Consider the following 14,889-nt stretch of genomic DNA (forward strand, 5'->3'; position numbering starts at 1 on the left):
GCGCCGGGTGGGGGATCGGCGAGAATGCGCTTTGCACAGACGATGAGAAGATCCAGCGGCTGCTTTTCGTGTAAGGAGTGCTTGTATGAATGTACCCATTCGGAAGGTGAAGCTGCATTGATCAACACCCATGGTGACGATGGCACTGTCATCGACTTATATGTAGGCGTGATGAATGGCGTCCATGAAATCCGCCGACCTCACATCTCGCATGGCGAACAGGGCAGCAGGATTTCGAAGCAAAGCGGCATCTTCATGGCGTGGTCGAGGCTTGACGCTGTCTGTTGGTCAGGGAATTGCATTGCCCCCATGCATGGAAGTTTAGCTGAACAAAAGCATGCTGTGTTCCGTGATTGATTCCGTCATGAAGTCACCCCCAGAACCATAATTTACCACCTGCGTCGGGAAGATCAACAAAGTCCTCCCGATCCGGGCGAAACGGTGGCGGCACCCAAGCCGTCGGTTGCCACCTGGGCGGAACACAATCTCCGAACTTCCCTTTTCGGCGGGTTTGAGTCAGGGGGCATCCTCCGCTCCCTGCAGAACCAGGGGATCAAGCCCCAACTGATCGCGATAGGGAGCAAGCACCTGTCCACCGATGCGTGGGTAGCCCTTCGCATGGCCCTTGACGACGGGGGCCAGCATGATCCGTTCAGCCTTTGATTGGAAGTCTGCAGGCCCGCATCTTGCAGACCCACTTCCGCACCTTTGTCGCAGCTGCCTCCGAAGACCCCATCACCTTGACGAATCCCGCCGATGCGGCGGGGCCGCTGCGTCTTCTGCGGACTCCGCTCGAAAGTGGTATCAGGATCCACACACTCAGCACATCTTCGATGCCCACCGATCTGGCATCGCTCGCGCTCTAATCCTGGTCTTGCGACTCACCATGATCCACCGGCCATTCTCTTCATCCTGCGGAGACGTCACCCAGACTCCCTACGCCTCTTCGCTGTGGGTCCTCATCAAAGGCCACCGGCCTGGTTCCCAGTCTGATGAGCAATGGAGAGAGCTCCAAAGCCACGCTCCAAAGAGCCGCAATCGCACTGATGATTCACCGTGATCACCGCCCGCACTGGAATCGGTGTAGTGCCAGTTGCTAGCTGATCTCAAGGTGGACTTCTTGCTCAGTACCGATACGGCCCAACAAGCCGCCTAGGTGAAGTACTTTCTCTGCCAGCAAAATATCCGTCACCCAAGGCTGACTCAAGTGAATGTCGGTCCCCCCACGGTTGCGATGTGCTGCCTTTCCGATGTTGTCTCCAGCAATGCCCACGAGCCATTCAGGTCAACGGCTTCATCCGACTCCATTTCCACCAGGGTCTCCATCTGGTGATGGGTATGCAGGAAGAGTAGGGACAGGGTTGGCTACTTCCCATTCCCCCGCCTTCTCCTTGGTCGTATGGCTGAGGACTGCCATCGAAATTGGTGCAAGCAGCAGGGATCGCAGAAAACGCAGCGTCGAGCTCATAGTCCTGGCGATTCAGCCGATGTTTTCTGCTGGCAAGACTGCCATCCGCAAGTCCTCTCTAGTTGCTCAATTCGCATCCTTTCCTGGTGAGACCTGGATCTTCAAGGTGGTGGAGAAAATATATTCTGTCTGATCTTTTTTAAGGGGCTTTAGGAGCGCCCATGGTCTCCATTCCAGAATCGACTTCTTGGCAAATGAGAGTAGCGTTCCATATCCTTCTGGCAGCTAAGCGGGTACGGGATTGATGTGAACAGCTCACGAGCAGGGTTCTTGACGGATGGTTGAAGCTCCGAGCCATTCTTCATCATCGCGATCTGGATCAAACAGGGATGCTTGGAGGGTTGTCCATAGAGCCTCCATCAACGAGAACTGAGCTGGCGGCTGGCCTGCTTTCATGGGGCCTGAATCGCATCCGATGCTGAAGCAGGAACATCTCTGTTGAGGATCGCCTCCAGGAGTTGAGGCAGCAGTTTCTCAAGTGAGTACCGTTGCTCACATTCCTTGCGGGCACGCCTTCCAAGCGCCTTCCTCCTGTCGTGGTTTTCCAGCAGCTCCTTGATCGCCTCGGCCATGGCATTGGGATCTGATCGCTCTACAACGACGCCGCATCCCCTGGTGATGAACGATTCCGCACCTGCACAGCCCCGATAGCAGATACTCGGAATCTCCAGTGCCCCGGCCTCAAGGCAGACAGCTCCGAAAGGTTCTTCCCGCGATGAGAGTAGAAATAAATCCATGGAATCGTAGTAAGGATAGGGATTCTCCTTGGGGCCTAGAAATAGCACTGTAGACTCTAGGCCCAGTTGCTTGATATCACAACGCATCTGATACTCGAACAGCTCGTCATTGAATCTGCCAACCCAGACGAACAATGGTGGGTATTCCATCGTATCAGCAAGTTGTTTGGCTATCATTAAGAAAAGGTCAGGACCTTTTCTCCATTCAATCGTGCCAGCCATCCCAACGATGGGCCGGCTTGGTGAAATGCCATGCTCTTTGCGAATCAGGTCCTGGCCTTTCCATCTGAGCACTTCCTTGACATCGCAGTATTCATCAATCACAATATAGTCTGAGATACCTAATGTTAGTTCAAGATTTCTGCCGGTCAGGCTTGAATCAGCAATTATGGTTGAATTGAGGCCCTGGAAGCTTTCCCTTTTTATGCCTGAACGCTGTACCCAATAGCCCAGCTCTCTTACGTGGATGGTTGTCTTTGGCAGGGGCAAGCCCGTGTTGTTACCAATGAAGTCTTCAAGCCATTTCAAGGCCGGCAAGGTATTGCAGTAGAGAGCATGAGGCGTGATTAATAATCGTACCAGCTTTCTGCGATGCAGCGGTGACTCTATTCGGTGAATCAAGCGACGCTTCCTTGGGGCCAGATGAATAACTTCTTCCACATTGGATAATTGTTCAAGCTTTTTTCTTACTTCGCCATCATACCGATAAAGAATATCGAAGCCATATTCAGGGTGAGCGGAGGCAGCCCATCTTAGGAACCGGTAGAGCAGTAAGGACGATCCATCATAATGAAGATACGGAGTGATTACCGTCACGCGCTTAGGAGTCGTCGTTGTCATTTCTCGATAACTCGCTTCATCGCTGCAAACTTTCTAAGCATAGAGAGACTCCCAAGGTAGCAGAACATTCGCAGCGGAGTTGTGCAGCGAACCACACTTGCTGGCCATGCGAACAGCAGCAATGGGGCCAGCCTCAAACCATGGAGCCTCCAGAGGACCCCGTATGCATCACGACATTTTGCCCAGTTCACTGGAGAAGCTGGCTCCAGTCCAATCCCCAGCCACAACGCTAAGAGATGCTGTTTCAATGACAATAGCTCAGTGGGAGATTGCCAGGCATTTGTGTGATCAAGAATAAAACGAGTGCAACGTACGCATTCTTCAAAATAAACATTATGACGGCTATTGCGAACGCTCCCCGCCAGGAATCGGAAATGATTCAGTGGCTCAGCGACGAAGGAGATCCTGCGGTTTAGCATTATTCTCGTCCACAACATCCAATCGCCGGCCAAGAGAAGAAAAGGTGGCACGGTCACAGGGCTGATGTAATAGTCTCTCCGGAACACCACGGCACTTGCATTGGGAATGACGCACTTGACTGCCATGTACTGGATGCAAAAAAAGTTGCCATCCATTGAAAAGTCCTGGTTCCATAGATGATGGCTGTAGCAATCAGTCCATCCTTTGATTTCTGAAATGACAGTAGACGTCTCGTCAATGCCCCGTGATTGGCAATACGCCAGGGCCGAGTCCGTGCGTTCGATACTGCTGATCAGCTTCTCCAGTAGCATCGGCTCTGCCACGTCATCTGATTCCGCCATCCAGATATATTTGCCTGCTGCCAAAGAGAGGCCTTTGTCCCACTGCATGAAGGTGGAGCCGGAGTTTCTTTCGTTTATAGCTAGTTGATAGTCATGGCCGGAAAGGCAGGCTTTGATGATCTGCAGCGAGTGATCCGTAGATGCATCGTCAAGCACGATAAGTTCAAAGTCCTGGAAGGTTTGACGAAGTATGGACTCGAGACGCTCTTCCAGGTAGAGAGCATGATTGTAATTTGGAACGATAACGCTGACCAGTGGATTCTCGTGAGTTGTCTTCATAATTGCTTCAGCGGCGATAGTTTCAAGGATCGGGCCTTTGTAAATCTATTCCCCCTAGTCGAGGCTCTTGTGACGCTACCAATGGCTCTCGCCCGGAATGAATTCAAGGCGTGTTGGATCAGCTTCCGCTGGGTCAACATGAGACACCTGCTTCCAACCGGTGGAACCCTTCCGCCAAGTCCCACTATACTCCTTGTTCTCATGATGAACCAGATGGCGCGTCTGGGAAGCACCTCGCCGTGAATAGTTGAGAAGTCATGGCAAGTCATTGCCCATGGCCAGTCATTGATTGGCCTTTGAACTGGAACGTCGACCATTGCAAGCTTATGTTGTCCATTGGTGAGTCCCGTCTTCACTGCATGCCAGGAAGAAAGCCACATGCTTTTGGTTTGGCGCTCTGCCAGCAAAGAGTCAAGTCTTGAGCCTTGATCCTGAATGCCCAAAGTCCTTCTCGTTTGTAGGCAGTCGTCTTTGTCCCAGTTCCGACCCTTGGCGATGGCGGTCACTGCTGGACTCCCCGTCTTCCATTGAGCACGTTGGCGATGGTTTCTCCTTGAATATATTTTGTTGCCAACAGCAATCCGGTAATGCCTGAGGGGCATCCGCAGCCCCTTCGTTCTGCACATCGCAGGATCAGAAATCATGGTCCCATTGTTGGGGATGCATTCGTGGGGTTTATGGGGTACACCACTTCCACATTCATGCTGACGAAACTCACTCACGGCTGACCTGGATGAGATTCGAAATTGCTGCCACCACCTTGACCTGGAAGTGGTTTGTGGCCATGTACCGCAGCCGTCTCTTCAGAACATCGTATTGCGGCTCGATCGCGTGAAATGGGTTCTCTACCCTGGCACTGGCCTGGGACTTGTTCGTCTCAACCAACCCCAGCCAGCAGCCATCCGGTGGATCTTGAAGAGTTCGGCGTTTGCCTGGAGGCATGGCTATTCTGACTACCGTATCTTTTCCGGCCTCGGCGTGGGCAACCTCCTTATCCTCATGCAGCAGTCCGGCGACTGGGGTGTGGCAGACACATGGGTGTCTGTGATTTCCATGGAATGGATCAGTCCGGATATTTCGTCGCTGCCAACGCCCAGCAGGATTTTCTGCCCTGTTATGTCCTCGTACGTCTCGATGACGGTCTTTGACACCCGGCGCCGGCGCCGTTCCTGGCTCTGAACCTCTGGCTGCTCCGCGACGCGTCTGACTGGGCCTTTCGCCACAACGCCGATGCGGAGGGAATGCGATCCGTGTTGACCGGTCCGCTCCTTTCGGTTTTTGGTGGATGGGGCTTCGGTGGATTCCACCTTCTTGGGTCGTCGCTTCTCGTCCTGCATCCACAAGATCAGCGGGGAAGCCCCCAGCAGGGCGCGGCCCGCCAGGGCCCATTGCCCCTAAGCGCCACGGACGCTTCTATGGCCGTGTCCCGCTTCAGCCTGGGAAGCAGCAGCAGGGGGGGCCCCACTGCGGGTGGCCATGTGGGAGACAAGCAGCACCCTCATGGGGTGATCACCTGCTTCCAGTAGATCAGGGTCAGCAGGAAAGCCAGGGTTCGGGTCCTGTCGGTGCCATGGCGATGGGCGTCCAGAATCCTGCCAAGCAACTCCGGATCCACAAGATCGTCGATCAGCCCGCCGTGCTCCAGCAGGAAGGCATGCATGCGGGGGTCGCGGTACCAGTCGGAGCTGAGGTCGTAGCTCACATAGCGGGACCGCCGCAGGGGTGGTGTCCAGTAGAGGGGAGGGGCCTTGGTCAGCATGCGGCCCCGGTCGAAACCGTTCTCCTCGGGAAAGCTGAGCAGCTCCGGGCAGTTGCGGGCAATGGCATGGCGGTGCCAGTTGGAGCCCAGCTTCCAACCATCGGGAAGATTCCAGATCGCTTCGATCCAGCTGAGGTCGTGGAAGGGGGAGCGCCAGGCACTGGAGGCCCGGTACATGCGGATGCCGTTGGCATAGAAGTTGGGCACCCGCTGCTCGAAGTAGTAGCGGGTAAGGCCTTCGAGGAACCCACCCCGACAGAAGCCGGCAAGCCTGGCGGCGCGCTGGCCACGACCCTCCGGCATCAACTGGGCAGCCAGCGGTGGGGCCAAATAACGCAGTTCCTCGGCTGAGAAGCTGAGGTGACGCTCCACTTTCATTCGCCAGAACTGGCCCAAGGCGGCTTCGGGGGCCAGAGCGGCGATCCGGCCGAGCCAGCCCCGGTCGAAGTAGTACGTACGGGCGAATTCCCCCAGCGTGCCGACGAAGAACGTGGCATCGGCGGGAATCTTGGCCTTCAGCGGATAGAGAAAGGTGTGCCAGTGGCAGGCGGTTTTGGTGCCGTTGGTGAGGCTGGAGATGCGGGGCGCATGGGCGAAGAATTCCTCGAGGTCCAGGTTGATCAGCTGGTGGGGCAGATCGAAGCGCCGGGCCATGTGGCGGGCCACCTGAACGTCGGTGGCTTCCTCCCTGCCCATGGTGATCAGATGGGGGCGCAGCCCCTGGTGAAGCATCGAGGCCAGAATCACCCTGGAATCGAATCCGCCCGAAAGGGATAGGTAGGGGTTGGCCCCCGCCAGCCGGAGCACTGCGGCATTGAGGGCTTCGACGGCGGCGTCCGGGTCGGCAGGTGCCGGTGGGATTCGGTCGAGAACCGACTCGGAGCGCAGCGCCACGCGGCCGTCGGTGAAGTGCAGGATGCTGCCGGGGGGAACCCGATGGATCTCGGGGTGGAGCGTCTGGTTGTCGGTCAGGTTCTCCAGCTGGCAGAGATCGCCGAGGGCTTGCCAGTTCCAGCGCCATTCGAGACCACTGCGGCGCTGGATTTCCGCCACCTGATCGCCATGGAACAGGCGACCGTTCTGCTCGGTGTAGTAATAATGCGTGGCACCGATAGGTGAGGTGACCACCGTCACATCCCCTGCGTCGGTCTCGATCACCAGGGTGTATTCCCCTGCCGTGGCTGTCAGGGCGCGGCTTCCTTGGCGCAGGAAGCGTCCCAGCAGGTCAGCCTCCGAGCAGTCGCAGTAGCCGATGCAAGTGAGCCGGTGATCGCCGAGCTGGATGGTCATGGTTCCCTACGGCTTGAGCTTGTTGAGCATCTGCTTGCCTGCGCACTTGATCCGGAAACGCAAGGCCCCGAGCCGATCGCCAAAGGACGTGGTGGGGATCCCCTCCAGGGGCAGGCTCGCCCAGGGGGTCTGCTGGCGAATCTCCAGGTAGCGCTGGCGCCAGGGATGGGTGCAGCGATGGTGCCAGGGTTTGGCTAGCCCTGAACCTGCGAAGTGGATCACGGCGGGGCTGACCCGAGCCGCCTCTGCCTGCCGGCCAAGGGAGGTGCTGGCATCGGCGTATTCAGGATGCATCCAGAGATGGGGCAAAGCGTTAAAGCGCCAGTCAAGGGGCAGCCAGCGGGCTTCAAGCAGGGAATTGAGCACATCCTGATCCCAGTGCTTGATGCGCTCGGGGTGGGTGTTTGCGAACTCCAGGCCCGTGGCCAGGATGTTCTCCCTGCGCCAACGGCCCAGATCGATCAGCATCGCTCCTGCGTTGAACACCAAAGAATCCTCTGCCAGAGCGAGGCGATGGCGGTCGAACTCCTGGTTGTGTTCCTCCACCGCAGCGATGCTGTTCTCTCCCAGAGCCGTTTGCCAGAGATCCCGAAGCGAGTCGACCACGATGAGGTCGGAATCCAGATAGATGACCTTCTCCACCGCATGGGGAAGGGCCGCCGGCAGCAGCAGCCGAAAGTAGGTGGCAAGGGTGATGTGGCCGAAAACCGGGAATCCGGCAAGCATCTCCTCATCCAGTTGAATGAAGGAGACTGAAGATAGAAAGTCGCCAAGGTAGGCGGCCAGCCGAGCACGTTCTCCAGAATCAATCACACCATGAAGAATATAGACACTGATCGATTCGGTTGGGTTGGAAAGCTGAAGGGATTTCAGCATCACAGCACAGTGCCGGATGTAGTTGTTGTCGATCGTGCAGGCGATGATCATTTGAAGAAACCCATCATTGTGGTTAGCAATATGGGAAAAAGCCGTGTTGCGGGACGACCACGATCCTGTTGATGGATGCTCATTGGGTTTGATGCCATCAGACGGATGATGCTGTCACGGGTGACTGTTGAGGATGCTTGGATTGGTCGCTCCAGAGTTTTGCGTAAAGGCCCGAGTGGCTCAGTAGTTCGTGGTGCTGGCCCCGTTCGAGGATCTTTCCCTCTGCCATCACACAGATGACGTCAGCATTAACGATCGTACTGAGGCGGTGGGCGATCACCAAAACGGTGTGGTTGCGCTCAAACTGTTCAATGGCCTGCTGCACCAATCGTTCACTCTGACTGTCAAGGGCGCTGGTTGCCTCATCCAGGATGAGCAGCTCTGGTTTGCGAAGAATGGCTCTGGCCAAAGAAATTCTCTGACGTTGACCGCCACTGAGACGATAGCCGCGTTCACCTATCTTGGTGTCGTAGCCCTCGGGCATCTTGTTGATGAAGCCGGCGGCTTGGGCCTTGGCAGCTGCAGCCTTGATGTCTTCGAGCGTCACATTCTCGACACCAAAGCCAATGTTGCTGGCGATGCTGGCGTTGAAAAGAAAAGTGTCCTGACTGACGACGCCAAGCCTTTGCTGCCAGCTGGAAAGATTGATGTCTCGGAAATCCACTCCGTCGATAAGTATCCTTCCTCCGGTTGGCTCATAGAGACCCGCCAGCAGATCGGCGATGGAGCTCTTGCCGGCGCCACTGGAGCCGACCAGGGCGATGGTTTGACCGCGCCCTATGCTGAGGTTGATGCAGGAGAGAGCTTCCGGAAGATCAGGTCCGTAGCGAAGAGAAACACCATCCAGCTGGATCCCCTTTTGAAGATCTGTGAAAGGAACGCCTCCGGAGCGAATGAATTGCTTGTCATCATCACGGAGTATGTCGTTCAGTCGTTCCACATTGGCGCTATTGGCTGCATAGCTTGTGGCCAGTCCTGTCAGGCTGCCGACCCGCTGATTGAGTCGTTGCAGGGCAATGATAAAGGTCACCAGACTTGGGAGTACGCCACTGCTACGGTCCTTGAACACCAGCAGACTCAGTGAAGCGATAACAGCAATCGAGATGATCGGCAGCATGTTGGAAATTGGCTGCACTAAGTTGGAAAGTTTGCTCTGCCTTATCGACAGCCTTTTGCTTTCGCTGAGTAAACTTTTCAGCTTGGCTCTTGAGCTCTCCAGCTGGCCCATGCTGTGGAGCAAACGGAGGCCTTGGATCTGCTCGTTCTGGTGGCTGGAAAGCTCCACGTTCACGATTTGTTGCTCCCGCGAGTTCCTGCGGATGCGCGGCAGAAGAACTTTTTGTACCGTCTGCATGGCAGCGGCCATGCCCATCGCCACCAGCAGTAGCCACGGCGAGATCGCCACCAGGATTGCCAGATAGATCAACAGTTGCAGGCTGTTCATCAAGAGTCCGTTGGCGAGGGAGATCTCTTTCTGAACGGTTCCGCCACCGGAGCCGACATAGTTCAGAAGATCGCCAACGCGATAACGGCTGGCACAGCCGAAACTCAGGGACAGCACTCGATCGTTCAGCTTGCTGGTGATTTCCGTTCCCATTCGGGTTCCCATCACGGCAGAGCTGATGCTGTTCACGTAGCTGGTCGCCGCCATAAGGGCCTGCAGGGCTACCGCGAAGGCGAGAAGCAGCACAAAGATGCCATCACGACCAGTGCGCGTACTAAGGGCAGTGGCAAGCCAATCTTGGAGCCAGGGGAGCTGGTTCAGGGATCCGAGGAATGAAATCTTGCTCCAATCGCTGTTCTCCGGAGCACTGATCAGGCTCACGGAAAGAAAAATAATCCCGAGGGTGGCGCCCTCGCTGAGGCTGGCGGCCAGGCTTGTGGAAAAGTTAAGCGCCAGGAGCTTCCAATGTTTCTTCGCTGATTGCCGAATCAGGCGCGATGCAGGTTTCTGGTCAGTGAGAGGAGCACGAAGTGGCTTGGGGAGTCGTCTGACAATGCGATGGAGAAACGGCATCAACGGCGAGGCAGAATGGGGGCTGAAACTGGAAAGTCAGGGAGTAACTGTTTCGCTGATCGATGCCTCTGATCGTGGGGTGCGTGGCATCGATAGATTTAATCAGGCCACCTGATCAGCGTCGTTGATCAGGCCGTTGGAACAGAGGCGGTCGATGACCAAGGCACAGCCATGCATTATGAACCAAATCTAGGCCGTCACCGGCAGCCTGCACGACGGTGGTCTGGGCTTTCCCTGACCCGTGAGGGTAGGTTGTAGGAGTATTCGGTTCTTGATGCGAGGGTTGTGACTCGCATCCACTAGGCACTTTGATCCGGCGCCTCCCCCGTCATCAGCGCCTGAGGATCCACCGTTTCCGCTGTGGCGATGGTCAGGCCACCGCCTCTGCGACCAGCCTTCTCACTCCCAATGCCCGCTGAGTCTTCCAGGGGACTTCAGTCGAGTCCCTTCCGCCGCTGCCAACTCACGCTGCTGTCGCCGCTGGTGCTGCTGGCCCTGACGGCCAGCCAGGCCCTTCCTCGCGGACCAAGGCCCACCAGTGTCGAGACCTTTTCGCATGGTCCCCTCGACCATCGCCACCTGGCGATCATCATCAACGCTGCCGATCCCCTCAGCGAGACCATTGGCCGTGCCTACCAGAGCGCCCGCCTGATTCCCCCTGACCAGGTGATCCGGGTGCGCTTCCCTCCCAGGACCACGGCTTTGAGTCCGACGGAGTTCCGCCGCATCAAGCGCACGGTGGACAGCTTGACCCCTGGCCATGTCCAGGTCTATGCGCTGGCCTGGGCCGCTCCCTATCGGGTCGGCTGCCAGTCGATCACCAGTGCTTTCACCTTCGGCCTTCATCCACGCTTCTGTGCCGTCGGTTGCCGGGCCACCGCCTTGAGTCCCCTGTTTGCCCGTGGCGATGTGCGCCGTCCATGGGATCAGCTGGGGATTCGGCCCAGCATGTTGCTGGCGGCGACCAGTCTCGAGATGGCCAAGCGTCTGATCCAGCAGGGTGTGGCGTCCGACGGTACGGCTCCTCCGGGGACGGCCTATTTACTGAGCACCAGGGACGCCAAGCGCAACACCCGAGCATCGGGCTATGGCCGGGTCGCGGCGGCCATGGGGTCAAGGTTCCGGGTCAGGGTCGTCGCTGCCGATGCCTTGGTGGGAGCCCAGGATGTGATGGCTTACTTCACCGGACTGGCTTTCCCGGCGGGCATCCGTACCAATCGTTACCGGCCTGGCGCCGTCGCTGATCACCTCACGTCCCTGGGCGGCCAACTGACCGACAGTCCGCAGATGAGTGCGTTGCGCTGGCTCGAAGCCGGTGCCACCGGCAGCTATGGAACGGTGGTAGAGCCATGTAACTTCCCGACCAAATTCTCAGATCCAGCTCTGCTGCTTGCCTATTACAGAGGCGGTGACACCTTGATCGAGAGCTACTGGCGCAGTGTGGCGATGCCCGGCCAGGGGGTCTTCATCGGTGAACCACTGGCCAGGCCCTGGCCAGTGCGCGAGGACCTCATGCCTGGTGACGCCTCTGGTGCCAGGCCCAGGCATGCTCGATGATCGTTTCCAGTTCCGGGTAACGGGGCCGCCAGCCCAGCTCCTGGTGGGCCCGCGTGGCCCCGGCCACCAGCTGGGGAGGATCACCCTCGCGCCGTTTGGCGACGTGGGCCAGCAGACCCCTGCCGGTGACGGCCTTGGCGGTTTCGATCACCTGCTGAACGGAGTAGCCCGTACCGTTGCCGAGGTTGTAGATCAGGGGCTTGCGCTCAGTCTCCTCCCGCTCCCGCAGTCGCAGCAGTCTTTCCAGGCCCAGAACATGGGCGTCGGCCAGATCGGCCACATGGATGTAGTCGCGGATGCAGGTGCCATCCGGGGTGGGGTAATCGTCGCCAAAAATCTGCAGGTAGGGTTCCCGACCGCTCATCGTGTCGAGCACCCTGGGGATGAGGTGGGTTTCCGGGTCGTGGTCCTCACCCAGATCGCCGTCTGGATCGGCACCGGCGGCGTTGAAATAGCGGAAGATCACACTAGGCAACCCGTAGGCCGCCGCGAAGTCGGTGAGCAACTGCTCCACCATCCACTTGCTGCGTCCGTAGGGGTTGATCGGTGCCTGGGGATGGTCCTCGGTGATCGGCACCTGCTGGGGAATCCCATAGGTGGCGCAGGTGGAAGAGAAAACGATCGGTAACGGGCGCTCGGTGGCCACCAAGGCCTCCAGCAAGGTGAGGGTATCGCCCAGGTTGTTGCGGTAGTACTTGGCAGGATCGCTCACCGATTCGCCCACATAGGCATAGGCGGCAAAGTGGAGCACCGCCTCGATCGGCTTGCCTTCCAACGCCGTCCCATCGAGGGCGGGGTGGCGACCGCGCAGCAGAGGCTCGAGCACTTCACGGTCGCCCACCTGCCCCAGAACCAGGGGAACTTTCAGAGTTTTCTCGACGATGTCGGCATGGCCGTAAACGAGGTTGTCGAGAACCACGGGTTGGTGACCGGCTCGGGTCAGGGCCCTGACGGCATGGCTGCCGATGTAGCCGGCGCCGCCGGTGACGAGGATCCTCACAGCCGCACCTCGGCGCCGCTGGCCCGTTCACTGACGAACTCGGCCACGGTGCGTCGCAATCCCTCCTGCAGGGTGATCTCTGATCGCCAGCCGAGGGCGGCCAAGCGGCTGACATCGAGGAGCTTGCGTGGGGTGCCGTCTGGCTTGGAGGTATCCCAAGCGATTCGGCCGCGGTAACCAACCGCCTCGGCCACCATCGTTGCCAGGTCCTGAATGCTCACGTCGGTTCCTGTCCCCACATTGATGTGTTGTAGATCCTCGGTGCCCGGTTGCCAGTGCCGCAGGCAGAACAGCGCCGCGGCCGCCAGATCATCGACGTGGAGGAACTCACGGCGTGGCCGGCCACTGCCCCAGCAGACCACCTCTTCGGCGCCGGCTTCACGAGCCTCCTGGAAACGCCGGATCAGGCCGGGAAGCACATGGCTGTTGGTGGGGTGGTAGTTGTCGCCAGGCCCGTAGAGGTTGGTGGGCATCAGGCTGATGGCGTCGAAGCCATGCTGCAGGCGTAGGGCGCGGCACAGCTGGATGCCGGTGATCTTGGCGATCGCATACCACTCGTTGGTGGGCTCGAGCGGCCCCCCGAGCAGGGCCTCCTCCCGGATCGGTTGGTCGGCCAGCTTGGGATAGATGCAGCTGCTGCCCAGGAACAGCAGCCGACGGCTCCCTTGCCGCCAGGCACTCTCGATCACGTTCTGCTGGATCTTGAGGTTGTCAAGCAGGAAGTCGGCGGGGTAGGTGGCGTTGGCCAGAATTCCACCCACCCGCGCCGCCGCCAGCACGACGACATCGGGCCGCTGGTCGGCGAGCCACGCCGCCACCGCCGTTCCGTCCATCAGGTCGAGGTCCGAGCGGTCCACCGTGAGCAACGTCTGGTGGCCTTCCGCCCTCAGGCGTCGGGTGATGGCCGAACCGGCCATACCGCGATGGCCGGCGATGAAGATCCGATCGTTCGGTGAAATCAGCATGGGGAAAGACTCAGGCCCCTGGGCCGTTGCGCGAGGTGGACAATCGCTTGTGACGGCACCGTTCCTGCCGTGATTCTCTTCGGCGAGAGCTGGTCACAGATCTGACCATAGCGGCGTTTCGGATCTCTTCTCACGGTGCGGCCTTGAGTCCGACCTGGGGAGGATTCTCCATGGAGCCGACGACCTTGAAGCCCTCCCGGCGCAGAGTGGCCTCCTTGGCGGCTTCCTCCTTGTCGGTGGCAACCATTTCCGCCACCAACTCTTCCAGGGTGGTGGTGGGCGTCCAGCCCAGCCGTTCCCGCGCTCGGGTCGGATCCCCGAGCAGGGTCTCCACTTCCGCGGGGCGGAAGTAGCGGCGGTCGATGCGCACGACGGTGGCACCGGTGTCGCGGCGGGCGCCCGTCTCCTCAACCCCCGTGCCCTCCCAGACAATGCCACCCCAGCCCAGTTCCTCGGCTGTGAGTTCGATGAACCGTCGCACCGATTCCTGTCGGCCCGTAGCGATCACAAAGTCTTCAGGCTGATCCTGCTGCAGCATCCGCCATTGCATTTCCACATAATCTCTGGCGTGACCCCAATCGCGCAGAGAATCAAGATTTCCCATGAAAAGACCCTGGTCAAGACCTGCATCGATTCTCGCCATACCTCGAGTGATCTTCCGGGTCACGAAGGTCTCGCCCCGACGGGGACTTTCATGGTTGAAAAGAATTCCGTTGCAGGCATACATCCCATAGGCTTCTCGGTAATTGACCGTGATCCAGTAGGCGTAAAGCTTGGCGACGCCGTAGGGGCTACGGGGATAGAACGGCGTGGTTTCTTTCTGGGGGATCTCCTGGACCAGGCCATAGAGCTCACTGGTGCTGGCCTGGTAGATGCGGGTTTTTTCCGTTAAACCGAGAATGCGGACGGCCTCCAAGATGCGTAGGGTCCCTAGCGCATCTGAGTTGGCCGTGTATTCAGGGCTTTCAAAGCTTACGGCCACGTGGCTCTGGGCCCCGAGGTTGTAAATCTCATCCGGTTGAATCTGCTGAACAATCCGGATCAGATTGGTGGAGTCGGTCAGATCTCCATAGTGAAGAACCAGTCGCGGATCGCGCTCGTGGGGGTCCTGGTAGAGGTGGTCGATCCGGTCGGTGTTGAAGCTGCTGGCCCGGCGCTTGATTCCATGCACCACATACCCCTTCTCCAGGAGCAACTCCGTCAGGTAGGAACCGTCCTGACCGGTGATCCCGGTGATCAGAGCCGTTTTGGTCATGGGGTTGCCTGTGCTGTCAAGGGTTGAAGTGGTG

At 58.4% G+C, this 14,889-nt stretch carries 11 protein-coding genes; 1 reads left to right on the forward strand and 10 read right to left on the reverse strand.

The genetic code is table 11. From position 1 onward, the window contains the following. Window positions 1-516 precede the first annotated feature (516 nt). The 7 genes from VB739_RS01720 to VB739_RS01750 form a co-directional block, all read right to left on the reverse strand. Entirely contained in the window at window positions 517-645 is a 129-nt protein-coding gene (locus VB739_RS01720; protein ID WP_323355419.1) for a hypothetical protein, read from the reverse strand. 1,215 nt (window positions 646-1,860) lie between these two features. Then, window positions 1,861-3,021 carry a glycosyltransferase family 4 protein gene (locus VB739_RS01725; RefSeq protein WP_323355420.1) on the reverse strand — a complete coding sequence of 387 codons (1,161 nt, stop codon included), beginning with the start codon at window positions 3,019-3,021 and terminating at the stop codon, window positions 1,861-1,863. 20 nt (window positions 3,022-3,041) lie between these two features. Then, window positions 3,042-4,085, reverse strand: coding sequence for a glycosyltransferase family 2 protein (locus VB739_RS01730; protein WP_323355421.1), 1,044 nt, complete (start codon window positions 4,083-4,085; stop codon window positions 3,042-3,044). A 953-nt stretch (window positions 4,086-5,038) separates the two neighbouring features. Continuing rightward, on the reverse strand, window positions 5,039-5,422 hold the full coding sequence (locus tag VB739_RS01735) for a hypothetical protein (protein ID WP_323355422.1): 384 nt from the start codon (window positions 5,420-5,422) through the stop codon (window positions 5,039-5,041). 161 nt (window positions 5,423-5,583) lie between these two features. Then, window positions 5,584-7,134 carry an asparagine synthase-related protein gene (locus VB739_RS01740; RefSeq protein ID WP_323355423.1) on the reverse strand — a complete coding sequence of 517 codons (1,551 nt, stop codon included), beginning with the start codon at window positions 7,132-7,134 and terminating at the stop codon, window positions 5,584-5,586. Between the two features lie 6 nt (window positions 7,135-7,140). Then, entirely contained in the window at window positions 7,141-8,061 is a 921-nt protein-coding gene (locus VB739_RS01745) for a glycosyltransferase family 8 protein (protein ID WP_323355424.1), read from the reverse strand. A gap of 97 nt (window positions 8,062-8,158) precedes the next feature. Continuing rightward, entirely contained in the window at window positions 8,159-10,078 is a 1,920-nt protein-coding gene (locus VB739_RS01750) for an ABC transporter ATP-binding protein (protein ID WP_323355450.1), read from the reverse strand. 408 nt (window positions 10,079-10,486) lie between these two features. On the opposite strand from VB739_RS01750, the gene VB739_RS01755 reads away from it, so the two are divergent. Further along, on the forward strand, window positions 10,487-11,635 hold the full coding sequence (locus VB739_RS01755; protein WP_323355425.1) for a TIGR03790 family protein: 1,149 nt from the start codon (window positions 10,487-10,489) through the stop codon (window positions 11,633-11,635). Here the strand turns inward: VB739_RS01755 and galE are convergent. The 3 genes from galE to gmd form a co-directional block, all read right to left on the reverse strand. Next, window positions 11,589-12,635, reverse strand: a complete 1,047-nt coding sequence (gene galE / locus VB739_RS01760; RefSeq protein ID WP_323355426.1) for a UDP-glucose 4-epimerase GalE — start codon at window positions 12,633-12,635, stop codon at window positions 11,589-11,591. The genes VB739_RS01755 and galE overlap by 47 nt on opposite strands. Next, window positions 12,632-13,600: a GDP-L-fucose synthase gene (locus VB739_RS01765; protein WP_323355427.1), complete on the reverse strand. Its 969-nt coding sequence runs from the start codon at window positions 13,598-13,600 to the stop codon at window positions 12,632-12,634. Before VB739_RS01765 ends, galE begins: the two co-directional genes overlap by 4 nt. A gap of 130 nt (window positions 13,601-13,730) precedes the next feature. After that, on the reverse strand, window positions 13,731-14,855 hold the full coding sequence (gene gmd / locus VB739_RS01770) for a GDP-mannose 4,6-dehydratase (RefSeq protein ID WP_323355428.1): 1,125 nt from the start codon (window positions 14,853-14,855) through the stop codon (window positions 13,731-13,733). Window positions 14,856-14,889: the final 34 nt, after the last annotated feature.

It is taken from the genome of Cyanobium gracile UHCC 0281, assembly GCF_034931305.1.
Lineage (GTDB): Bacteria > Cyanobacteriota > Cyanobacteriia > PCC-6307 > Cyanobiaceae > Cyanobium > Cyanobium gracile_A.

What these genes read in the sequence shown, in the direction of transcription:
- VB739_RS01720 (WP_323355419.1), bottom strand. Translation starts at nt 645, where the DNA reads ATGCTGGCCCCCGTCGTCAAGGGCCATGCGAAGGGCTACCCACGCATC.
- VB739_RS01730 (WP_323355421.1), bottom strand. Translation starts at nt 4,085, where the DNA reads ATGAAGACAACTCACGAGAATCCACTGGTCAGCGTTATCGTTCCAAAT.
- VB739_RS01735 (WP_323355422.1), bottom strand. Translation starts at nt 5,422, where the DNA reads ATGCAGGACGAGAAGCGACGACCCAAGAAGGTGGAATCCACCGAAGCC.
- VB739_RS01740 (WP_323355423.1), bottom strand. Translation starts at nt 7,134, where the DNA reads ATGACCATCCAGCTCGGCGATCACCGGCTCACTTGCATCGGCTACTGC.
- VB739_RS01745 (WP_323355424.1), bottom strand. Translation starts at nt 8,061, where the DNA reads ATGATCATCGCCTGCACGATCGACAACAACTACATCCGGCACTGTGCT.
- VB739_RS01750 (WP_323355450.1), bottom strand. Translation starts at nt 10,078, where the DNA reads ATGCCGTTTCTCCATCGCATTGTCAGACGACTCCCCAAGCCACTTCGT.
- VB739_RS01755 (WP_323355425.1), top strand. Translation starts at nt 10,487, where the DNA reads ATGCCCGCTGAGTCTTCCAGGGGACTTCAGTCGAGTCCCTTCCGCCGC.
- VB739_RS01765 (WP_323355427.1), bottom strand. Translation starts at nt 13,600, where the DNA reads ATGCTGATTTCACCGAACGATCGGATCTTCATCGCCGGCCATCGCGGT.
- gmd (WP_323355428.1), bottom strand. Translation starts at nt 14,855, where the DNA reads ATGACCAAAACGGCTCTGATCACCGGGATCACCGGTCAGGACGGTTCC.